This is a genomic window from Chryseobacterium flavum (assembly GCF_003385595.1).
In the GTDB taxonomy this organism is placed as follows: domain Bacteria; phylum Bacteroidota; class Bacteroidia; order Flavobacteriales; family Weeksellaceae; genus Chryseobacterium; species Chryseobacterium flavum.
The window spans coordinates 182523-203620 of record NZ_QNUE01000003.1 but is presented as its reverse complement, the minus strand read 5'-3'; the positions used below and the strand labels follow the sequence as shown (position 1 = coordinate 203620).

The window sequence follows — 21098 nt, the reverse complement described above, 5'->3', positions numbered from 1 at the left end:
CTGGCAAATCGGTGCTATTACTGAATTTATATTATATCCTAAAGATGTAATGAGTAATTATAAGCCCGGTTATAAGGCTACTGATTTTGTGACTCATGCAAAATATCCTGATGGGATGAAAAAATTTAATGACCTTTTCCATGATAATTTTATGATGATTTTTGAGGATTATCATTTCAACGGGAAAATAAACCTCGAATTTTATGTTGGTAAGGACGGACATATCACCAATGCCAGGATTTATCCTGAAATAGATAACCGGAATTTTAACAATGATTTTATGCGGACACTCTCCAGAATGAAAAAAGCATGGATGCCAGCATTATACAGAGATATTCCCATCCTGGAAAGGATTTCATTTCCAATGAATTTTTCAGTAACATATATTGAAAGATAGCCCTGCCAATCTGTCACAATATTTTGTATCTTTGCAGACTCATCTGTTCGTTATTTAAAATTTACAAAATCAGTGAAATTTTAAGCCGGACATTAAATTGATTATCGTGCAGGAAAAATATATAGACGAAACAAAACAAGGGGAAGCATTTGCAATTGCGGAAAGACCTGAAAATTCCAAGAAGCTGTTCCTGGAAAGTTATGGCTGTCAGATGAATTTTTCTGATTCTGAGATTGTTGCATCTATTCTTAATGAGCAGGGATATAATACAACGATGAAAGCTGAAGAGGCTGACCTTATCCTTCTCAATACTTGTTCTATCCGTGAAAAGGCAGAGCAAACCGTAAGAATGCGCCTTTCCCAGTTCAAAAATCTTAAGAAGGAAAAACCGAATATGACTGTAGGGGTTCTTGGATGTATGGCTGAGAGATTAAAAACCAAGTTTCTTGAAGAAGAACAGTTAGTGGATCTTGTGGTGGGACCTGATGCTTATAGGGATCTTCCTAATCTTTTAAAAGAAACTGAGGATGGAAGAGATGCAATTAATGTAATACTCTCTAAAGAAGAAACGTATGCAGATATTAATCCTGTCCGTTTGGGAGGAAATGGAGTGACTGCTTATGTTACTATTACTAGAGGTTGTGATAATATGTGTACATTTTGTGTGGTTCCATTTACAAGAGGACGGGAAAGAAGCAGGGATCCTCATTCCATTATAGATGAATGTAAGGACCTTTGGAATAACGGATACAAAGAGATCACCCTTCTGGGCCAAAACGTAGATTCTTATTTATGGTATGGAGGAGGTCCGAAAAAGGATTTTGCTAAGGCTTCGGAAATGCAGAAAGCAACAGCGGTTAATTTTGCACAGCTGCTTGATCAGGTAGCTAAAGCGGTTCCTGAAATGAGAATAAGATTCTCAACTTCAAACCCGCAGGATATGAGCCTTGATGTATTCCATATGATGGCAAAACATAATAACATCTGTAAATATGTACACCTTCCCGTACAAAGCGGAAGTAATAATATGCTTCAGGCAATGAACAGACAGCATACCCGGGAAGAATACCTGGATCTGATTAAAAAAGCAAAGGAAATTGTACCTGAAGTTGCTTTTTCACAGGATATGATTGTTGGATTCTGTAATGAGACTGAAGAAGATCATCAGGACACATTAAGCCTGATGAAAGAGGTAGAATATGATTATGGATATATGTTTGCCTATTCGGAAAGGCCCGGGACTCCTGCACATAAAAAAATGGAAGACAATATTCCGGCAGATGTGAAACAGAGACGTCTTGCTGAAGTTATTGCCTTACAGGGAGAATTATCCAGAAAGAGAATGAAATCTTATGTAGGAAGAACCCATCAGATTCTGATAGAAGGAACTTCCAAGAAGAATGAAAACCAATGGAAAGGAAGGAATTCACAGAATGCGGTATGTGTATTTGATAAACTTGAAGGACAGAAAATAGGTGACATTGTGAACGTTTTTGTTTATGATAACACTCAGGGCACACTTTTAGGGAGAATTGCAGAATAAGAAATCAGCGGATATATTACCGTTAGAATTTAGTAAATTGTGAAGACAGGACAGGGTAGTTCGGATTAACGTCTGTGAATTCGGATTTGATGGATATGATCGCAGATAGAATGTTGAAAAAGTTTTATCACTACAAGATTACCGGATGACCGGAAGATAAAAGGGATCAATGGTTTTAAAGCAGATTACTTTAGTATTTAACCTATAAAATTGAAAATGGAAAAGTTTCAGAGGTATTACCTAAGCTTTTTGTTACTTATAGTTTATACCAATACTATTGCACAGGTTAATTGTGGTGCAATAGAGGGAGAGGACTGTAAAAAAGCTGGCGAGTTATACAACTGGGCTTCCGATATTCAGGGATACAGGGAATCCCAAGGACTTGACAATAAAGCTTCGGAACAGTGTTCTGATTTTGCAGGTGCTCATATAGAAAAGACTGTTCCCTATTGTAAAAATAAAGGTTTTATAACCTGGAAAATACTTATTGATAAAGCTGTTTCACCAGATCCCGGAGGATATTTAAGTTGGTATAAGTTTCAGCTTTTAAGGGATTATAAAGGAGCGATTCAGTATCTTGAAGCTTTAAAAAAGTATTACTTCGAAGACTTAAGTAGATCTCAAAACGGAGGTTATGCCCTCGGCATAGTAAACGCCATGCCTTATGGTGTTTTAGGACAGAAAGGAAAAGCCGTCGCAACGATTGAAAGTCTACTGGCAGCAAGAGGTTATGTGAAGGGAATGTTTGATCATTGTTACTTAGGCTCTACCTGTTTTGAGCCGGGGAAATATGATAAAGCTCTGGAGGATTTTGAAAGACAAAGTAAAAGGTACGGCTTTGCTGAAAGCATACACTTTAAAAGTAAAGTTTCTAAAATCAGAAACAAAGATTATTTAGATTTAAAAAACGTTGGCATTGCAGACGTGTGATGAAAGGAAGACAATGAAAGATGTCTATACATCATTTAACAAAACTACAGGAAATAATTGAAGAGCTGTAGAACACATTAAATCAATAATCAAATATTTACTTATGAGCAACGAGTTACAAAACATAAAAAACCGTTTCGGAATTATTGGAAATTTTCCGGCGCTTAACCGGGCCCTGGAAAAGTCTATTCAGGTCGCACCCACAGATATTTCCGTCCTGGTGATTGGAGAAAGTGGGGTAGGAAAAGAATTTATTCCCAAAATTATACATTCAGAGTCAAGACGAAAACATCAGCCTTATATTGTGGTCAATTGTGGGGCTATCCCGGAAGGAACCATAGATTCTGAACTATTCGGGCATGAAAAAGGTGCTTTCACCGGAGCTACAGCAACCAGAAAAGGTTACTTTGAGGTGGCAGATGGTGGAACAATCTTCCTTGATGAGGTTGGAGAGCTTCCGTTACAAACACAGGTTCGTCTTTTAAGGGTGCTTGAAAGCGGTGAATTTATGAAGGTAGGATCTTCACAGGTTCAAAAAACCAATGTAAGAATTGTAGCGGCTACCAATGTTAATATGATGAAAGCTATCCATGACGGAAGGTTCCGTGAAGATTTATACTACCGTTTGAATACTGTCCAGATAGATATGCCTCCTTTAAGAGAAAGGAAAGGAGATATACATTTATTATTCAGAAAGTTTGCAATTGATTTTGCAGAAAAATACAGGATGCCCGAACTTGAACTTGAGCCAAGCGCCGTTCACTATATTGAAAGTTATTCTTTTCCAGGCAACGTTCGCCAGCTAAGGAATCTTGTAGAACAAATGACAGTAGTGGAAAGAAACAGAAATATAACAGCAGAGAAACTCGCTGAGTATATTCCTATGGAAACACACCTTCCGATGGTTGTAAATAATCAGAATTCTCCAAAGCAAAGTGACTTTGGAAGCGAAAGGGAGATTATGTATAAGATTCTTTTTGATATGAGAAATGATATCAATGATTTAAAATCCCTAACTTCGGAATTGATAAAGAACAGAGGAACAGGTGACCTGAGCAGCCATGAAAAGAATCTGATCAACAGGATTTATACTTCTGAAAATCAGCAACAGGTGAATCAGGGATCTTTGCTGTATTTTGAAAATAATAAGGATGCTCCGGCTGTGCAGACCCCAACTATTATCTCTTCACCGGATGACAGTTACGAAGATGTTGAAGATATTGAGGTTGAAGAAAATAAACCTGAATCTCTTTCTCTTCAGAATAATGAAAAAGACCTGATCATTAAGGCGCTTGAAAAGCATAAAGGACGCAGAAACAGAGCTGCAGATGAATTGGGAATTTCACAGAGAACTTTATATAGAAAAATAAAACAGTATAATCTTGAAGATTAAGGCCTGCAGGAAATAAGAACGGCAGAAATTGTTTTCATGAAATAAAGATAAAAATGAATATTAAGATTAAAAATAATCGTCTGAAAAGATCTGTATTAGTTGGAATACTTTTCGTTTTACTGGGAGTTTTGAACTCATGTTACAGTTTTACAGGATCGTCTCTGACTGATGAAAAGACTGTTCAGATCAATGAGTTTCCTAACAATGCACCTCTTGTAAATCCAACATTGTCACAGCAGTTTTCTACTGATATCCAAAATCGTTTTTTACAGAGAACCACTTTAAAGGGAACTAAAGAAAATCCTGATATTCTGATAGAAGGAGAAATTACAGATTATAGTATTGCTCCTACTACAATAAGCTCCAATACCCAGACTAACCCTTCCGGAGGAGTAATACAACAGGCTCAGAACAAACTTACCATTACGGTGAAAGTGCATTATGAAAATAAAGTACATCCTGATGCCAGTTTTGACAGAACCTATACAGATGAAGCGGCTTTTAACAGCAATTTATCGCAGAGTGACATTGAAGCTTCTCAGGTGAAAATTGTTACAGAAAGAATTATAAATAAGATTTTTAACGATATTGTAGCGAATTGGTAAGATGAATTCCAGAGTTTTAGAGTTAATAAAAAATCCGAAAAATATTCAGTCAGAAGATCTTAATCTTTTGAAAGAAGAGATTCAGGCTTTTCCTTATATTCAGAATATCAGAGCACTTCACCTGTATGGTGTGCATCTGTATGATAAAGAGAATTATCAGAAAGAGCTTTCTACAACGGCAGCTTATACGACAGATAAAAAAATCCTTTATCAGTTAATCAACGGAGTAATTGAGAAAAAACAGAATCCGGAGGTTATTGAAGAAAAACAATCATCTAAAAATTCTGAGAAAGCCAACCGCTATGGATATAAAGATAAAGGATTCCCGCTTAAAAGAGACCAGTCTCCGGAAAAAGAAGGGAGTATATGTCTGTTGCCTTCGTCTCAGGAGGTTGAACATATTTATGTAAATGGCGAAAGAAACAGGATACTGTTTGAAGGAGAAGAAAACTTTTTGGATGAAAAGAATCCTGAACAAATAGACTTAGAATCCACACTGGAGTCCGGTACCCTGGTCATTCAGAAGATTGAATCTGCAATTGAGCCTTTAAAAGAAGATATATCTGGTGATGAGAAAGAGTCGGGGTCTGCTGAAAAGAATGCAGGAGAGGAGTTTACGCCCGAAGTTATCATACATGAAGATGAAATTTCTACAAAAGCAGAAGCAGGCAAAGTGGAAGATGAAGAACATATAAGCTTCCACGAAACAGAGACTCTGACTCCTGAAACAGAAATTGAAAAACAAGCTTTGGCAGCATACAAAGATATTGCTTCTGAAAATGAAGTTTTATCCGGAAACAATATCATTGAAGAAGATGCAGAGCTTAGTTTTCACGGAACAGATGCATTTATGCCGGATGTTCAAATTCAGGTAAGAAATGAAGAAGCGATTGAATCTGTTGAAATTTCACAACCAAATGTAAACAAACATGAAGATGAGATGAGACGGCTTATCGAAGAGGTTGAGAAAAAAATGAAAGAGTCAAAAGGTATTTCACAGGAAGAAAAGGGTGAACAGGAAGTAATTTCAGATCATGAAATAAGTTTTGCAGAGACTCAAAGTTTCCATTTTTGGTCAAAAGAGAAAGATGAACCGGCTAATAATGAAAAGCCAGGCATAGAAAAGGCAGAAGAAACGGTGGCAGCTGTTGAGAATGTGGAAGAAGTCAGAAAAGAAGCTGTTGAAGAAAAAGAAATGATCCCTGAAGTTCAATCCAATTGGAAACCAATGAACTTTGAGACTAATCTGCCTGATTCATTAATCAGTAAAAATAGTAAGGCTCCTGAATTTTCAACAACAATTCAGAATGAGTCACCTGTGGCTGAAGAAACGAAAGCTAAGGATGAAAGCATGGAAGTTCTTATGGCACAGGAAACTACAGAAAAAGAAGAAAGCCCTGATCCTGAAGTAATAATAGGCGCTGTTGATATCGAAAGAGCCAATCCTGCAGATAATGATAAATCTGTAGAAAATAGCTTGTCTGAAACTATAAAAGAGGAGGCACCGGTGATGAATGTTTCATTCTTCGGTACTGATATATCAAGTTTGAAAGTAGACGAAAGGCAGAAAGAAAATAAAGAAGGTCCGAAAAAAATGGAAATAGTGCAGGAAGCTCAGATGAAAGATGCAGTTCAATCACCTATAGACAGTAATGTTCCTGGTTTTATCAATACATGGCAGAGTTGGCTGAAAATTGACAGAACGGAAGAAATAGAAAAGGAAAAGGCTGAAATTAAAGAAAAAGTTATTGATGCCTTTATTGAGAATAATCCGAAGATCAGTCAGCTAAAAGAAGAAAGCTCTTATGTTGTTAAAGAAAGGAATGATGATATTTCTCATTTGATGACGGAAACGCTCGCCAATCTCTATTTCGAACAAAAACTATACACTAAAGCTATAAAAGCTTTTGAAATACTGATCAGTAAAAATCCTGATAAAAAAGAATACTTTGAAACTAAAATTCAGGAAATAAAGGACTTCAGAAGTAAAAATTAATATACAAAAGGTACTGGCTTGCCAGTACCTTTTTATTTTAATGATTCTGAGATATATTTTTAGTGCTCCGCAGCTTTTTCCAGGCTTTCCGCCCAAAGACAAGTATAAGGATGATAAGGGCTATGGCTAAAATGGCTGCAACAACTGGCATAGCCATAGCCAAAACAGACATTATTCCCGCACCTGCTGTTTCGGTAGTTCCTACTACGGAATTTCCCAATCCGCCGGTGGTTGCAGTAGATGCTGCACGAATTCCCGCAAAGCCAGAGCTGATTGTTGCAGCGGTTCCCCCTCCTGCGATTAAAGCCAATGCCCACTGCGGAAAAGTTCCAAGATCTGCGAACTGACTTGCAAATAATACTGATCCGGCTATAGTTGCCATTGGAATAGAAACGGTATCCAGTAAATGATCAATAAAAGGAATATAATAAGCTAAAATCTCAGCGATGGTAGCAATTCCTGTTGTTATAAGCGTTGGCAATCCTGCAAGCCATTCAAAGCTTTCATTCATGGGAATCCAATGAAAATATGATGCAAGGCTTACCATAAACATGGGAAGGAAAATTCTGAATCCTGTTGCTGCTGCCAGCCCAATGCCGATAAATGCACTTAGCGCATAAGATAAATAGGGAATGTCATCTAACATATTAATTTTCAGATTTATTGTTTCCTATAAAATTACAAAAAGAATCTGAAAATTAATGAAAACTGGAATTATAATATTTCCGGTAAACCATAGGACCTAAGATTTTTTCTGTGCATTGCAAAGCTTTATAAACTGAGCCTCTACATCCTGAAATTTTGAAGGCATATCCGGAGAAGCCCAGAAAAGCATAGCAAGTGTTTTATCCCCGAAAGCCTCTTTAAACAGATCCTTATTCAAACGATAGCATTCTCTGAGAAGCCTTTTTAATCGGTTTCTGTCAACAGCCTTTTTAAAATATCTTTTGGAAACAGAAACTCCGAACCTGCCACTTTCTAACGGTAAAAGCGGTTTGTCTTTTAATATAATGATTCTAAGGTTTCCGCAAGTTCTCCATTTACCTTTTTCGAAAAGTAAAGAGATCTCAGTATTTTTTTTGAGTTTTTCTGCTCTGGAATATTTGAAATTCTGCATTAATCTTTTTTCACTAAGTAATTGATCACTTCAGCAGCAGCATACAGACCGAAAATAGCCGGAATAAAACTGATCGTACCGTAGAATGATTTTTTAAAATTGCTGCCATCAGTCATTTTAAGGCTTTCTTCTTTCTGTATCTCATTAGAGAATACACACCTGAATCCTTTATTGATCTTTTCTTTTTTCAGTCTTTTTCTCACCTGCTTGGCAAGAAAACAGTTATGAGTCTTACTGATATCCCTTACCATAACCATACTTGGATCAGTTTTCCCACCTGCTCCCATCGAGCTGATTATTTTTATCTTTCTTTTCCTTGCTGCTTTAATCAGGCAGATTTTTGGAGTTACGCTGTCAATACAGTCAAGAACATAGTCAAATTTCCCTGAATCCAGCACTTCATCCATTCTCTCAGGATTTAGGAATTCATTGATTTTGGTTAAATGTAGTGAAGGATTAATGTCAAGCAGCCTTTCAGCCACCACTTCCACTTTATGCTTTCCCACTGTAGAATGTAAAGCAGGAAGCTGTCTGTTGATGTTGGTAATGTCTACCGTATCACCATCTACAATTGTCATATTTCCCACCCCTGCTCTGGCAAGAAACTCTGCCGCAAAAGAGCCGACACCACCAAGCCCTATAACCAGGATATTTGCTTTGATCAGCTTTTCTAACCCTTTTTCCTTGATTAACAGCTCAGTTCTTTCCAGCCAGTATTTATCCATTTTTTATAGTGTGTAAATTTTCTAAAATTTGTTCATTCAGTTGCTCCAGGGAAATACCTTTTATCTCTGAAACTTTGTAATACAGTTCTTCGATGTTAAAATCTTCATTATCAGTTTCTAAAAAGATTTTGTCTGATGGAGTGTTCCTTATAATGTCCTGCAAAGATAAATTATACAAAACAGCTTTTCCAAAACTGAGATAAAAATTATTTTTAAGCAGATCCTCAGCAATTTGTCGTTTTTTATTAAAACCGTGAATAATCATGGCCTGATCGGCCTTCTTTTTAAAAGAAATTACCTCATAAAATTTTCTGACACAATGTATAATCATTGGTTTTTTTACCTCATTGGAGATCCTTATCTGCCTTAAAAATACCTCTTCCTGGATTTTCTGATCAGTACTAACCAAAGAATCTAACCCACATTCCCCGATAGCAAAGCAATTTTGAAGCATCATACTTTCCATCCAGTTAATTTGTCTTTCGATATGATGAATATCTATATCGTTCGGGTGAATACCTGCCGAGTAAAGCTGGTCCGGAGGAGATTCCTCAATGTTTACATTATAAATCCCGTTCCGGAAATGTTTTTTATGATGATGGAAATCAAAAAATTGCATTTTCAAAAATACTATTATTTGGAATTAATATAAAATTATTAAACAAACGTTTATAAATGTGTTAAAAATTTCTTAACTTTACTCAAAGTACACTTCATGAAGAAAAAATTTACAGAAAAACAGATTCACATACTGGATATCGCTGAAGAGCTTATAGCGAAAAAAGGATACGAAGGAACTTCTGTAAGGGATATCTGCTCCAAAGCAAATATCAATGTTGCAATGATTTCATACTATTTCGGGTCCAAAGAGAAAATGATGTCTTATCTTTACCAGTACAGAGTACTGAAAACAAGAGAGAATTTTTCAGAATTTGCAGACACTATTAAAGAGGGTAAACCGGAAATGCAGATGCGGGAAATAATTAAATATATTGTTTCTCAGTTATTCAAGTATAATTATTTTCATGGATTCGTTACTCAGGAGTTGCGTCATACTGATAATCTGAAGGATGAATTATTGGACTTTTATCAATTGTTTGTAAAAAAGCTTGATGAAGTGATTAAAAAAGGAGTGGCATCCGGAGTATTTACTTTTACCCCAAAGCCTGAAGATATTCTTACAATGATTATTGGCTCCACGTTATTTGTTATCCGGAATAAAAATTTCTATGAACTGTACGTTCCGAGTAAGAATGAGGAAACTTATGTCAAAGAAGCTGAAAAGAAGGTAAGAATGAATCTTTTATTGAGCGTTTTTGCAATTTTGGGATACGCTGCAGACTAAAATTACGTTAAATATTCATAAAAAAAAATCTATTGACAAAAAAGTTATATTTTTGCAAATTAGTAAATCGGCTGTATAATCCGAAAACTGTTGAATTTTTTATATGAAAAAATATATTTTAGGTCTGTTTGCCGTAGCAGTAGTCGCTTCATGTGCAAGCCGTCAGGAGAAAGCAATGAGGAGTGCTGATAAGGATTTTATCTTAAAGGCTGCTAATGATAATTTTGCGAAGAAGAAGTGGAAGAATGCATTGGCTCTTTATGACAGACTTGCCAATCTTGTAGCAGGAACAGATGATTTCCCTAATGTAGGTTTCAACACAGCCTATGCAAATTATTACGATAAGAGTTATAAACTGGCAGGGCATCAGTTTAAAAATTTTGCAGTTAATTTCCCTAAGGATCCACGGGCAGAAGAAGCCGCTTATATGTCGGCATTATGTTATTATGAAGGTTCTATGGATTATAATCTGGATCAGTCCAGTACTGAACTGGCAATCAATGAACTTCAGGATTTTTTAACAAACTATCCAAATTCTGAAAGATCTAAAAACATCAGCCAGCTTATTGATGAGCTATCTTATAAACTGGAGTTTAAGGCATATGAGAATGCCAGACAGTATTTTAAGATGGGAGAATACAAGGCAGCCAATGTAGCACTGGAGAATGTATTGGAAGATTTTCCAAGTACTAAGCTTCGTCCAAAGATTTACGACTATATCATGAAATCCCGTTATGAATTGGCAACCAAGTCAATTTATGATCTTAAAAGTGAGCGTATTGAAAGCGCCCTGACTTATACGAGAATGGTTGAAAAGGAACTGCCTGATACGGAATATGCTAAAACAGCTGTAGATCTTCGGGGTAAACTGGAGAAGGAAAAACAGAATTTTGCTGTTACTAAAAAACAGGTAGAAGAAAGAATGGCGGCTCTAAATGCTAAGCAAAAGAAAGAAGCTGCGAAATTAGCTGAAAAGAATAAAACAGATCAGCAAATTAAAGATCAGATCAGCAATGAAAAGAAGGCAATGCAGATTCAGAGGGATAGTGCGGCGCTTCAGACCCCTCCGCCTGCAGCGACTTTCAAAATTCAAAGATAATTTGTAAATTTGCAATCTTAAAATAAAAATAATTTTCTCAAAATGAGTGTAAAAGATACAAAAGCAGAAGTAAATACGATTACTTACGATAAAGATAAGATTGAAGATAAAGTAGGTTCAATCTATGAAGCTATTGTTATCATGGGAAAGAGAGCAGAGCAGATCAATGCGGAGATCCGTACGGAGCTTCACAATAAACTGGATGAATTTGCTGTTCACAATTCTACATTAGAAGAAGTTTTTGAAAACAGAGAGCAAATTGAGATCTCTAAACATTACGAAAAACTTCCAAAACCAACTTCAATTGCTATTGAAGAGTGGTTAAATGAAGATATTTATTTCAGAAAAACAGAAGACAGAAAATAATTATCTGTGTTTTTATAGATCAAGGTCATAAAAGAATTCCGTTCTTTTATGACCTTTATTGTTTTAAACCCTGATTGTGGGAAAAAATAAGTATTTTAGTATTCCAAAAAAATTAAACTAAATGAGTGTTTCCGGTAAAAAGGTACTTATTGCAGTTTCCGGAGGGATTGCAGCTTATAAAATTCATTTTCTGATAAGGAATTTTATAAAAAAAGGGGCGGAAGTACAAGTGATTATGACTGCTGATGCTGAACACTTCGTGACAAAATTAAGCTTGTCTACCTTATCAAAAAAACCTGTTTATTCAGATTTTTATGGCGATAACGGAAGCTGGAACAGTCACGTGGAATTAGCACTTTGGGCAGATGTAATGATTGTGGCGCCATGTACGGCCAATACATTATCTAAAATGGTCCACGGAATGTGTGATAACCTGCTTATTGCAACTTATATGTCTGCCAAGTGCCCGGTTTTTATTGCTCCGGCAATGGATCTGGATATGTATGTACATCCTTCTACAAAAAAAAATCTGGAACTTGCAGAAAGTTTCGGACATACAATAATACCTGCTGAAAACGGGGAACTGGCAAGCGGACTTGTCGGACAGGGGCGAATGGCAGAACCCGAAACAATATTTAACGTTGTAGAACATTTTTTTAACGGAGAAAGTCATTTGGAAAGCCTTAAAGGGAAAACGGTACTAATAACTGCAGGACCAACTTATGAAGCAATTGATCCGGTAAGGTTTATCGGAAATCATTCTTCCGGAAAAATGGGTTTTTCTTTAGCGGCAGAGGCTTCAAAAAGAGGAGCAAAAGTAATTTTGATCTCAGGACCAAGTTCTCAGCTGATCCGGGACAAGAATATTGAATTGCATAGAGTAACTTCTGCCAGGGAGATGCTGTCAAAGGTCTTTGAATTTTACGACAGGATAGACATTGGAATTGCCAGTGCAGCTGTTGCCGACTATGCTCCTAAAGAAGTAGCAAAGGAAAAAATCAAGAAAAATGATGAAAATCTGACTATTGAACTTGTTAAAAACCCGGATATCCTGAAAACAATGGGAGAAAAGAAAACCCATCAGTTTTTAGTAGGTTTTGCTCTGGAAACTCAGAACGAAGAGGAAAATGCGAAAGGAAAACTTGAAAAGAAAAATCTGGATATGATCGTTTTGAACTCTCTGCGAGACGAAGGAGCCGGCTTTAAAAATGATACCAACAAAATCAAGATATTTACCAAAACGGATAAGATAGAATTTAATCTTAAATCTAAAGATGAAGTGGCCAGAGATATTCTCAACTTTATTGAGAATCAACTTTTAAAATAATTTTAATAAATTTCCGTTCTCAATTTTTACAGACAATGAAAAAAACGATAAGCTTATTTTTTCTGTTTTTTATATACAGCCTTTGCTTTTCCCAGGAACTGCTGGCAACAGTTCAGGTAAATTCCCAACAATTGGGAGGAAGTAATCAGCAAGCTTACAAGGCATTGGAAAAAAGTCTGAAAGACTTTATCAATAATACCAGCTGGACCGGGAAAAAACTTCAGAACTTTGAAAAAATAAAATGTGGTTTTGCCATTGTTATCTCTGAAAGAGTAGATAATAAATTTAAAGGTACCATCGTAGTACAGGCTGTCCGCCCTGTTTATAATACGACTTATGAATCACCACTGATTAATCTTCAGGATCAAAGATTTGCCTTTGAATATATCGAGAATGAAAACCTTATTTTTAACGAACGGCAATTTTCAGGAAAAAACCTTACAGACGTAATCAGCTTTTATATTTATCTGATTTTAGGATATGATGCTGACAGTTTTCAGTCTATGGGAGGGTCACAGTGGTTTGCAAAAGCTCAGCAGATTGCCCAGAATTCCCAGAACAGGAATTTTGAAGGATGGAATACGGTGAATGAACCACGGAACCGTACCATGCTGATCAATGAAATTCTTAATCCTAACTGGAGTCAGCTTCGCTCAACAATTTACACGTACCACAGAGCAGGATTGGATAACCTTTTTAATCAGGATCAAAGTCCGGCCAAAAAAGTAATTTTTGATGCACTTATGCAGTTGAAGACCTATGAAAATTCATTTCAGCAGGCTTATTTTTTCAATCTGTTCATGGATAATAAGAGTGATGAGATCTTCAATATTTTTAACTCAGGGAATAACGGCCCTGTTAATATTAATGATCTGAAACAAACCATGATTATCCTTTCTCCCAAAAATATTGACAATAAATGGAATAAGTGGAAATAGATGGAAATGAAACATTCAGCTATTGAATACTGAACTCTAAAATTCTATATTTGCAATACGTAAAGTAACCATTCACTTATCCATGCTTTCAAGAATTTACATTAAAAATTTTGCCCTGATTGATACCCTGGAAGTATCATTGAAAAATGGGTTACAGGTAATAACAGGTGAAACAGGAGCAGGTAAATCTATTATTTTAGGCGCCTTAAGGCTTATTCTTGGCGAAAGGGCTGATGTGAAATCTGTTTCGAATGCAGAGGAGAAAAGTGTGGTGGAAACCGAATTTGCATTAAATAACCAGTTTAAGAAATTTTTTATTGAAAATGATCTGGACTATGAACTTCAGACCATTATCAGAAGAGAAATTCTTCCTTCAGGAAAATCACGTGCATTCATTAATGATGTTCCGGTAACGCTTGATGTACTCAGAGAATTCTCGTCTCAGCTGATTGATATTCACTCTCAGTTCGAAACATCAAACCTTTTTACTTCAGAATATCAGTTTAAAATCATTGACGGACTTTCCGGAAATAAACAGATTATTGAAGAATATCAGTACGAATTTTCGGATTTTCAAAGTCTTAAAATACAACTTAAAAAACTTCAGAACCAACTTTCTGAAACAAATAAAGAAAGTGATTATAAAGAATTTCTGCTGAATGAACTGGAAGAGCTGAAACTGGATGATGTGGATTATGAAGACCTGCAGAATCAATTGGCTATTCATGAAAACGCAGGGGTCATTTCTGATAACCTGGTGCAGATTTTGTCGAGATTTCATCAGGAAGAGATTGGAATCTTATCCTTTTTCAATGAAGCGAAAAATAAGCTTTCAAAAATTTCTGAAATATCAACAAGTTTTGCTGAACTGAATGACAGGCTGGAAACTTCTTTTGTGGAAATAAAAGATATCATTGCTGAACTTGAAAATGAGGCAGAAAAAGTAGAGATCAATCCTGAAAAGCTGTTAATTCTTACAGAGCTAAATAATAAAATCAATGCTTTGCTATTGAAGCACAATGTTTCGGATTTTAATGAGCTGATTGAAGTTAGAAATGAACTGGCCGGAGATCAGAAGGGAGTCTCGGAACTGGAAGAACAAATTGCGGAGACAAAAGAAAATATATCAAAAAAAGAAAATATACTTCAGGCTCTTGCTGAAAAACTTTCAGAAAACAGAAAAAAGAATATCCCGGTCTTTGTAAAAAAAGCAGAAGGTTTACTTAAAAAATTAGGACTAGAAAAGGCCAAAGTAGATATAGAATTGCAGGATATCACAGAGTTCAGCCCGTTTGGAAAAGAGAATATCCAACTCTTGTTTCAGGCTAATTCAGGATTTCCTTTAAAACCGATTCAAACAGCTATTTCGGGTGGTGAAAGATCACGGGTTATGCTTGCTGTGAAGAAAATTATTGCAGAAAGCGATGATCTTCCTACGCTTATTTTAGATGAAATAGATACCGGAGTTTCCGGTAAAGTAGCAGAAGAAATAGGAAATCTGATGAGAGAAATGTCAAAAGATATGCAGCTGATCGTTATTTCCCATCTTGCACAGGTAGCAGCCAAAGGAAACAATAATTATAAAGTTGTAAAAGAGGATATTGCCGGAAGAACACAGTCTACTATTATTCCATTAAGTGATGATGAAAAGCTGAAAGAAATTGCTCAGCTGCTTTCAGGGAGTAAAATTACAGAGGCAGCATTAGCACAGGCCAAAGAACTTATCGGATAAAAATATGTAACATATTTTGCATTATATTTACTAATGTAAAAAATAAAAATATGTTTCTCAGGTTCCTTAAGCTTGAAATCAAAAGCTTTTTTCGCGGTACGTCTTTAGGGATTAATCTGACCATGAAAATACTCCGGTTCATTGGTATTATTTATTTCATGGGATGTTTTGTCGGAGGGGCATTTCTTGCTTTTTTCTATATACATAAGGAAATGCATCAGAACCCTTTACGCATGGTTTCAAAATTTATGATTGTTGCATGGATTATAGATCTGGGTATTAAATATCTCTGGCAGGAGATTCCCACGCAGAATATTAAACCATTTCTTACCCTGAATATCAGAAAAAATACACTGGTGAATTATATGCTTGCCAAAACTTTCCTTTCGGCATTTAGCTGGCTAAGCTCTTTATTTTTTATTACATTTTCTATCATCGCTTTATTTAACGGGTATAGTATTTCCGGGATGTTGGTATGGCTTCTAGGTGTTATCGCATTACTCTATCTGAATAATTTTATCAATATTTTCTTCAACGGGAGGGAAACACTGGCTGTTATTATCGGGATATGCTGTGTTATCATTGGAGTTCTGGGGTATTATAACATCGTTCCAGTGTTGTCTTATTCTGAATCGGTATTCTTAAGTTTCTATGAAAAGCCCTATTTTGTTTTGGTTCCTGTATTTCTGTTTGTTCTATTGTGGAGGCTCTGTTTCCGTTATCTGCGCAAAGAATTTTATCTGGATCAGGGATTTGAAGCCAGAAAAACGGTTGGGAAAACAGAAAATATTGCTTTTTTGAATAAATATGGGGTAATAGGAACCTTTATTAACAATGATATCAGAATGCTGCGGCGTAATAAAGTAACGAAAGGGATTCTTATGGGGAGCTTTATGTTTCTTTTCTACGGATTGCTGATGTTTACGTCTTCTCTTTACAAAACCCCGGCAATGATGATGTTTATGGGGCTTTTTGTAACAGGAGGTTTTCAGTTTATGTTTGGGCAGAGGGTACCGGCTTTTGACAGCTCTTACTATCCCCTTATGATGACTCTGAATGTACCTTACAAAGAATACTTAAAGGCAAAATGGTGGCTGATGAATATTGTGACAGGAATTTCTGTGGTTATCGCTCTATGCTATGTTTACTTCGGATGGGAAGTCTACATCACTTTTTTTGCAGCGGGGTTATATAACATTGGTGTAAATTCTCAATTTACCTTATGGTCCGGTGCTTTTAACAAAGCACAGATTGATCTTAATGCAAAAGAAAAAAGGATGGGACAGAAAGGGAGCTTCAATCTTACGGCGATGCTTTTGCTGATTCCCAAAATGCTTCTTCCTATGGGAGTTTTCGCTATTGCAAGATATTTCTCAGGAATTGCAGGCGGAGTAATAAGTATTGCCATTATCGGAATTATAGGATTTTTCCTGAGGGAAAAAATCTTTGATATCATTGTAAAACATTATAAAAAGGAAAAATACAGCACACTTGATGCATTTAAAAATAAAAGTTAAACCATGATCAATATACATAATTTATCCAAAACATATGGCCCGGCTACTGTTCTGCGCATTGAACACCTTGAAATTCCAAATGGAGAAACTTTTGGTCTTGTAGGAAATAACGGGGCAGGGAAAACGACCCTTTTCAGCCTGATGCTGGATCTGATTCAGGCTACTACAGGATACGTAAGTATCGATGGTATTAAAGTTAACGAGTCCGAATCCTGGAAAAATAAAGTTTCAGCCTTTGTGGATGATACGTTTTTGATTGGTTATCTTACTCCTGAAGAATATTTTTATTTTATCGGCGAGCTGAGAGGTCAAAACAAAGCTTCTGTAGATGAGTTCCTGAAGCCTTTTCATGATTTTTTTAACGGTGAGATTCTCAAATCAGGTAAATATATCCGTGATCTTTCGAAAGGAAACCAGAAGAAGGTAGGTATTGTAGGAGCAATCATCGGAAATCCCGAAATTATTATCCTTGATGAACCTTTTGCCAATCTGGATCCTTCTACCCAGATCAAACTTAAAAATCTTATCAAAGAACTGTCCAAGCAGGATGGAGTTACTTTTCTTATTTCCAGCCACGATCTTTCCCATACAACAGAAGTGTGTAACAGAATTGTGGTTGTGAATAAAGGTCTTTTGGTTAAAGATATTCAGACAAGCCCGGAAACGTTAAGAGATCTGGAACAATATTTTGCAGATCAGGTTTCAGTTTCGGATATTTAATACCACAAAAAAGAGGTATGAATACGATAGAATCACAGAATGTAACAGATTATCCGAACAGCAATACTATTTTCATGGTCTGGAAACTTAATGACCGTCTACAGCTAAAGGATACTTTTCAGAAACTAAGCGCTTTGGTTTTAAATCTTAATAATTCGGTTTTCAACCGTTTTCCGGACAGCAGAGCAAGCTGTGTGATGGGAATTGGCGCTGAGGCATGGAGAAAACTGGAACTTCCAACGCCTCCTCCCAAGGAATTAGTCAGTTTTGAAGAAATAAAAGGAATAAAACATACAGCTGTTTCCACTCCCGGAGATCTTCATTTTCACCTGAGAGCAGATAACAAAAGCCTGATCTTTGATATGGCTGTAGAAATATCCAAATTGCTGAGCCCGGTAGGCGAGAGTATTTTGGAAATCCATGGGTTTAAATACTGGGATACACGTTCCATTCTTGGTTTTGTAGACGGAACGGAAAATCCGCATGGGGACGACCGTGATTACTTTGCAAAAATCGGAGATGAAGACCTTCAGTATAAAGGTGGGAGCTATCTTTTCGTACAGAAATACCTTCATAATATGGATGCCTGGAAAGGATTATCCACAGAAGAGCAGGAAAAAGTGATCGGAAGGTCAAAAGAAAATGATATTGAAATGTCTGATGATGTAAAACCTTCAAACTCACATATTGCCTTAGCCAACATTGAAGGTGAAAACGGGGAAGAACTGAAAATCGTCAGGGATAATATGCCTTTCGGAAGCCCTTCTACCAATGACTTTGGAACCTATTTTATTTCATATGCCAGCACATTTACAACAACCAGAAAGATGCTGACCAATATGTTTATAGGTAACCCGCCGGGAAATTATGACAGAATTTTAGACTTCAGCACAGCAGTTACCGGAACGCTTTTCTTTGTTCCTACCAGAAATATGCTTGATGAATTTGCCGGATAAAATGCAAGGCTGTTTCTTTCAGGGCAGTCTTTCTTATTTAATTAAGTACAGCAAGTAAAATTTTTTTATAAAAGTTGTAACCTTTTTTTGTTTTCATTGTCTTTAGTATAGAAACAGCATAAGCATGAAACTCTTGTTCGGAAATAAAAAGAATGATTTGTTAAGCCTCCTGAAAAAACAGGACCCGGCTGCACAGAAGATTTTCTATGAACAGAATGTAAAGAAATTTCTGAGTGTAAGCAAAAGCTATGTAAGCGATTTGTACCAGGCGGAAGATTGCCTCATTAAAGCATTCTGTAAAATTTTTAAGCATATAGAAAGCTTCAGAGGAGAGTCGAACCTGGAAAGCTGGGCAAGAAGAATTGTGGTCAATGAGTGCCTTAATTTTATCAAAAGTCATAAAACAGTTTTCTATCTGGATGAGATCAACCAATCTTTTCATGAAGATATCCACGAAACGGAGATTGACTGTGACTTTAATGCACAAGAGCTTCTGGATCAGCTGCCTGATGCTTACAGAATGGTTTTTAACCTGTACGTACTGGAAGGATATTCCCATCAGGAAATTGCCAATACTTTGCAGATTTCAATTGCCATGAGTAAAACACAATTGTTCAGGGCAAAAGAAAAATTAAGAAAGATCTACTTTCAACAACAAAAAAAAGTGAAAAATGAAAACGTTTAAAGATAATATTGAATTTCAGATCAAAAAGCAGATTGAGGAAAGAGAAATTGATCCAGCCCGTGATCTGTGGTCCGAAATAGAGTTTCATAATAACAGTAATCGTTCACCAAGGTTACAAGTGAAATGGGGTTTAATAGCTGCATGTTTAATATTAACCATTGGTTTGGGTACTGTTCTGTTTTTTCTTAATCAGCCTGCGGAAATTCATCCTGAAATCGTAAAGGAAACAGAAAAAACTCCTGTTGACAGTATCATAAAAGATCCGGTTCAGAATAGCATTCAGCTGACAGCTGAGAATAATGATAAAAAAGATATAAAAAAAATACCTGCTCAGAATAAAGAGCAAATAGTTTCTGCTGTGGCAATAGGATCAGAGAAACTGATTCCTAAAGAAACAGTCCCTGCAAAGAAACCGGAAATTCTCCAGATTTCCACTCCTAAGCTCATGGCAAAAGCCGATTCTTTAAAAACTCCGGTTAAAAAGAAGAAATATGTAGACCCATCCACGCTTCTATTTTCAGTAGAGCATAAAGACGTTATCGAAAAAACGAAGGATGGAAGCAATGTTGCTACTACTATTGACCTGAATGCCAGATAATTTATCCGAAAATTAAAAATTAATAATATGATCAAGAAATTAATCGTAACGGGATTGCTATGTTTTGTTTCAGCATCTTTCCATGCACAAAAGACTTTTAATATTAACCTGTCTTCCAAAAAAGATACTGAGGTAAGCCCGATTGTTAAAGAAAAAGTGGAAGAATATGCCGCTAAGATCAATGCCATTATCCAGGAAGAAAAAAAGCTGATGGAAGAAGAGCTTAAGGTTTTGCAGGCCAGAAATCTGGATAAGGTAGAATTTGACAGAGAAAAAGCCCAGATTGCAGATCGCTATTCCGAGAAAATGGATAAAAGAATTGAAGAGCTGGGATTTGATCTGGATGATGTGATTCAGAAACAGGTAAGATATTCACTTTTGAATACTGATGTAACTTCCAACGAAGAGCTTAAAGAAAAACTGTTGAAAAAATTCCGTCCCACAAGAAGTTTTACTGGATATTTCTCTTACGGAATCATGACATTGACAAACAGTTCTCAGGATAACGAGCTGGATAAGAACATCGGATACGCGAATAATCTGGAATTTGGACTGAAACTGAATTATCAGCTTAGCAGAACAAGCCCTTGGGCGGTTACTTCAGGATTAGGGTTTTCCTGGAGAACCGTCAGAACAGATAATAATATGTACTTTGCAAAAAGCGCAGGCCAGGGGGTTGCTTTGGTTCAGGCTAATGAAAATCTGGACAAAAGCAAGCTGAGAACGGGATATATCATCGTTCCTCTTGGAGTACAGTATAACTTCTCCAAACTTAAAAATGCAGGTATGGATATCCAGTACCGTACTTACTATACCGGATTTAAAATAGGAGCGAATATATATGGAGGGGTGAAAATGTCTACGAATAATATTGTGAAAGACGGTGACGGAGAAAGAAGAGACCACGGAAATTACCAGGTGAATCCTTTTGTGTATGGGGCACAGCTTACTCTTTCTTATAATAGCTTCAGCATATTTGTAAAAAAAGATTTCAGCAATTTCTTTAAGGACGGCTATTTTAAAAATGATAAAGCGCTGATATTCGGCTTAGCCATCGGCTTGGATTAAAATATATTTGATTGCAAAACAAAAACTCCGGGAGCAAGTCT

22 protein-coding genes are annotated in these 21098 nt (G+C 36.3%); 18 read left to right on the top strand and 4 right to left on the bottom strand.

What is annotated here, in order from left to right:
- Positions 1-49 precede the first annotated feature (49 nt).
- The 6 genes from DRF59_RS04830 (at position 50) to DRF59_RS04805 (ending at position 6864) form a co-directional block, all read left to right on the top strand.
- Positions 50-397 (top strand): energy transducer TonB, encoded by a 348-nt coding sequence (locus DRF59_RS04830; RefSeq protein WP_115957345.1) that lies wholly within the window; start codon positions 50-52, stop codon positions 395-397.
- A gap of 106 nt (positions 398-503) precedes the next feature.
- On the top strand, positions 504-1940 hold the full coding sequence (gene miaB / locus DRF59_RS04825) for a tRNA (N6-isopentenyl adenosine(37)-C2)-methylthiotransferase MiaB (RefSeq protein ID WP_115957343.1): 1437 nt from the start codon (positions 504-506) through the stop codon (positions 1938-1940).
- Positions 1941-2156: 216 nt separating this feature from the next.
- Positions 2157-2870, top strand: coding sequence for a hypothetical protein (locus DRF59_RS04820; protein WP_115957341.1), 714 nt, complete (start codon positions 2157-2159; stop codon positions 2868-2870).
- Positions 2871-2973: 103 nt separating this feature from the next.
- Complete coding sequence (locus DRF59_RS04815; RefSeq protein WP_115957339.1) at positions 2974-4263, top strand: sigma-54 interaction domain-containing protein; 1290 nt, start codon at positions 2974-2976, stop codon at positions 4261-4263.
- A 53-nt stretch (positions 4264-4316) separates the two neighbouring features.
- Complete coding sequence (locus DRF59_RS04810; protein WP_115957337.1) at positions 4317-4868, top strand: LptE family protein; 552 nt, start codon at positions 4317-4319, stop codon at positions 4866-4868.
- Position 4869: 1 nt separating this feature from the next.
- On the top strand, positions 4870-6864 hold the full coding sequence (locus DRF59_RS04805; protein ID WP_115957335.1) for a hypothetical protein: 1995 nt from the start codon (positions 4870-4872) through the stop codon (positions 6862-6864).
- 37 nt (positions 6865-6901) lie between these two features.
- On the opposite strand, the gene DRF59_RS04800 is transcribed toward DRF59_RS04805, so the two are convergent.
- The 4 genes from DRF59_RS04800 to DRF59_RS04785 all read right to left on the bottom strand — a co-directional run bounded on the left by DRF59_RS04800 (position 6902) and on the right by DRF59_RS04785 (position 9325).
- Positions 6902-7510 (bottom strand): DUF4126 domain-containing protein, encoded by a 609-nt coding sequence (locus tag DRF59_RS04800; protein ID WP_115957333.1) that lies wholly within the window; start codon positions 7508-7510, stop codon positions 6902-6904.
- Between the two features lie 96 nt (positions 7511-7606).
- Positions 7607-7981 (bottom strand): ribonuclease P protein component, encoded by a 375-nt coding sequence (rnpA, locus tag DRF59_RS04795; RefSeq protein ID WP_115957331.1) that lies wholly within the window; start codon positions 7979-7981, stop codon positions 7607-7609.
- The gene (locus tag DRF59_RS04790) at positions 7981-8706 is read right to left on the bottom strand and encodes a tRNA threonylcarbamoyladenosine dehydratase (protein ID WP_115957329.1); all 726 of its coding nucleotides are present in this window, start codon (positions 8704-8706) and stop codon (positions 7981-7983) included. The genes rnpA and DRF59_RS04790 overlap by 1 nt, the downstream gene beginning before the upstream one ends.
- Complete coding sequence (locus DRF59_RS04785; protein ID WP_115957327.1) at positions 8699-9325, bottom strand: TatD family hydrolase; 627 nt, start codon at positions 9323-9325, stop codon at positions 8699-8701. Before DRF59_RS04785 ends, DRF59_RS04790 begins: the two co-directional genes overlap by 8 nt.
- A gap of 96 nt (positions 9326-9421) precedes the next feature.
- Between DRF59_RS04785 and DRF59_RS04780 the strand changes: the two genes are divergently transcribed.
- The 12 genes from DRF59_RS04780 to DRF59_RS04725 all read left to right on the top strand — a co-directional run bounded on the left by DRF59_RS04780 (position 9422) and on the right by DRF59_RS04725 (position 21057).
- A complete protein-coding gene (locus tag DRF59_RS04780; protein ID WP_115957325.1) occupies positions 9422-10051 on the top strand; it encodes a TetR/AcrR family transcriptional regulator in 630 nt (209 codons plus the stop codon).
- A 103-nt stretch (positions 10052-10154) separates the two neighbouring features.
- Positions 10155-11150 carry an outer membrane protein assembly factor BamD gene (locus tag DRF59_RS04775; protein WP_115957323.1) on the top strand — a complete coding sequence of 332 codons (996 nt, stop codon included), beginning with the start codon at positions 10155-10157 and terminating at the stop codon, positions 11148-11150.
- A gap of 42 nt (positions 11151-11192) precedes the next feature.
- A complete protein-coding gene (locus DRF59_RS04770) occupies positions 11193-11516 on the top strand; it encodes a DNA-directed RNA polymerase subunit omega (protein WP_027372958.1) in 324 nt (107 codons plus the stop codon).
- Between the two features lie 121 nt (positions 11517-11637).
- Positions 11638-12843: a bifunctional phosphopantothenoylcysteine decarboxylase/phosphopantothenate--cysteine ligase CoaBC gene (coaBC, locus tag DRF59_RS04765; RefSeq protein ID WP_115957321.1), complete on the top strand. Its 1206-nt coding sequence runs from the start codon at positions 11638-11640 to the stop codon at positions 12841-12843.
- A 35-nt stretch (positions 12844-12878) separates the two neighbouring features.
- Positions 12879-13781 carry a type IX secretion system protein PorD gene (porD, locus tag DRF59_RS04760; protein ID WP_115957319.1) on the top strand — a complete coding sequence of 301 codons (903 nt, stop codon included), beginning with the start codon at positions 12879-12881 and terminating at the stop codon, positions 13779-13781.
- A gap of 82 nt (positions 13782-13863) precedes the next feature.
- A complete protein-coding gene (locus DRF59_RS04755) occupies positions 13864-15513 on the top strand; it encodes a DNA repair protein RecN (RefSeq protein WP_115957317.1) in 1650 nt (549 codons plus the stop codon).
- Between the two features lie 50 nt (positions 15514-15563).
- Complete coding sequence (locus DRF59_RS04750; RefSeq protein ID WP_115957315.1) at positions 15564-17030, top strand: DUF5687 family protein; 1467 nt, start codon at positions 15564-15566, stop codon at positions 17028-17030.
- 3 nt (positions 17031-17033) lie between these two features.
- Positions 17034-17750, top strand: a complete 717-nt coding sequence (locus DRF59_RS04745; protein WP_115957313.1) for an ABC transporter ATP-binding protein — start codon at positions 17034-17036, stop codon at positions 17748-17750.
- Positions 17751-17767: 17 nt separating this feature from the next.
- Entirely contained in the window at positions 17768-18706 is a 939-nt protein-coding gene (locus tag DRF59_RS04740; RefSeq protein ID WP_185144902.1) for a Dyp-type peroxidase, read from the top strand.
- Between the two features lie 124 nt (positions 18707-18830).
- Positions 18831-19391: an RNA polymerase sigma factor gene (locus DRF59_RS04735; protein ID WP_115957311.1), complete on the top strand. Its 561-nt coding sequence runs from the start codon at positions 18831-18833 to the stop codon at positions 19389-19391.
- Positions 19378-19989, top strand: a complete 612-nt coding sequence (locus DRF59_RS04730; RefSeq protein WP_115957309.1) for a hypothetical protein — start codon at positions 19378-19380, stop codon at positions 19987-19989. The genes DRF59_RS04735 and DRF59_RS04730 overlap by 14 nt, the downstream gene beginning before the upstream one ends.
- Before the next feature lie 27 nt (positions 19990-20016).
- Positions 20017-21057, top strand: a complete 1041-nt coding sequence (locus DRF59_RS04725; RefSeq protein ID WP_115957307.1) for a porin family protein — start codon at positions 20017-20019, stop codon at positions 21055-21057.
- The last annotated feature ends 41 nt before the right edge of the window (positions 21058-21098 follow it).

Bases quoted from the DNA above. Each gene is read 5' to 3' on its own strand.
- DRF59_RS04830 (WP_115957345.1), top strand. From the start codon at position 50: ATGAGTAATTATAAGCCCGGTTATAAGGCTACTGATTTTGTGACTCAT.
- DRF59_RS04820 (WP_115957341.1), top strand. From the start codon at position 2,157: ATGGAAAAGTTTCAGAGGTATTACCTAAGCTTTTTGTTACTTATAGTT.
- DRF59_RS04815 (WP_115957339.1), top strand. From the start codon at position 2,974: ATGAGCAACGAGTTACAAAACATAAAAAACCGTTTCGGAATTATTGGA.
- DRF59_RS04810 (WP_115957337.1), top strand. From the start codon at position 4,317: ATGAATATTAAGATTAAAAATAATCGTCTGAAAAGATCTGTATTAGTT.
- DRF59_RS04805 (WP_115957335.1), top strand. From the start codon at position 4,870: ATGAATTCCAGAGTTTTAGAGTTAATAAAAAATCCGAAAAATATTCAG.
- DRF59_RS04800 (WP_115957333.1), bottom strand. From the start codon at position 7,510: ATGTTAGATGACATTCCCTATTTATCTTATGCGCTAAGTGCATTTATC.
- rnpA (WP_115957331.1), bottom strand. From the start codon at position 7,981: ATGCAGAATTTCAAATATTCCAGAGCAGAAAAACTCAAAAAAAATACT.
- DRF59_RS04790 (WP_115957329.1), bottom strand. From the start codon at position 8,706: ATGGATAAATACTGGCTGGAAAGAACTGAGCTGTTAATCAAGGAAAAA.
- DRF59_RS04785 (WP_115957327.1), bottom strand. From the start codon at position 9,325: ATGCAATTTTTTGATTTCCATCATCATAAAAAACATTTCCGGAACGGG.
- DRF59_RS04780 (WP_115957325.1), top strand. From the start codon at position 9,422: ATGAAGAAAAAATTTACAGAAAAACAGATTCACATACTGGATATCGCT.
- DRF59_RS04775 (WP_115957323.1), top strand. From the start codon at position 10,155: ATGAAAAAATATATTTTAGGTCTGTTTGCCGTAGCAGTAGTCGCTTCA.
- DRF59_RS04770 (WP_027372958.1), top strand. From the start codon at position 11,193: ATGAGTGTAAAAGATACAAAAGCAGAAGTAAATACGATTACTTACGAT.
- coaBC (WP_115957321.1), top strand. From the start codon at position 11,638: ATGAGTGTTTCCGGTAAAAAGGTACTTATTGCAGTTTCCGGAGGGATT.
- porD (WP_115957319.1), top strand. From the start codon at position 12,879: ATGAAAAAAACGATAAGCTTATTTTTTCTGTTTTTTATATACAGCCTT.
- DRF59_RS04755 (WP_115957317.1), top strand. From the start codon at position 13,864: ATGCTTTCAAGAATTTACATTAAAAATTTTGCCCTGATTGATACCCTG.
- DRF59_RS04750 (WP_115957315.1), top strand. From the start codon at position 15,564: ATGTTTCTCAGGTTCCTTAAGCTTGAAATCAAAAGCTTTTTTCGCGGT.
- DRF59_RS04745 (WP_115957313.1), top strand. From the start codon at position 17,034: ATGATCAATATACATAATTTATCCAAAACATATGGCCCGGCTACTGTT.
- DRF59_RS04740 (WP_185144902.1), top strand. From the start codon at position 17,768: ATGAATACGATAGAATCACAGAATGTAACAGATTATCCGAACAGCAAT.
- DRF59_RS04735 (WP_115957311.1), top strand. From the start codon at position 18,831: ATGAAACTCTTGTTCGGAAATAAAAAGAATGATTTGTTAAGCCTCCTG.
- DRF59_RS04730 (WP_115957309.1), top strand. From the start codon at position 19,378: ATGAAAACGTTTAAAGATAATATTGAATTTCAGATCAAAAAGCAGATT.
- DRF59_RS04725 (WP_115957307.1), top strand. From the start codon at position 20,017: ATGATCAAGAAATTAATCGTAACGGGATTGCTATGTTTTGTTTCAGCA.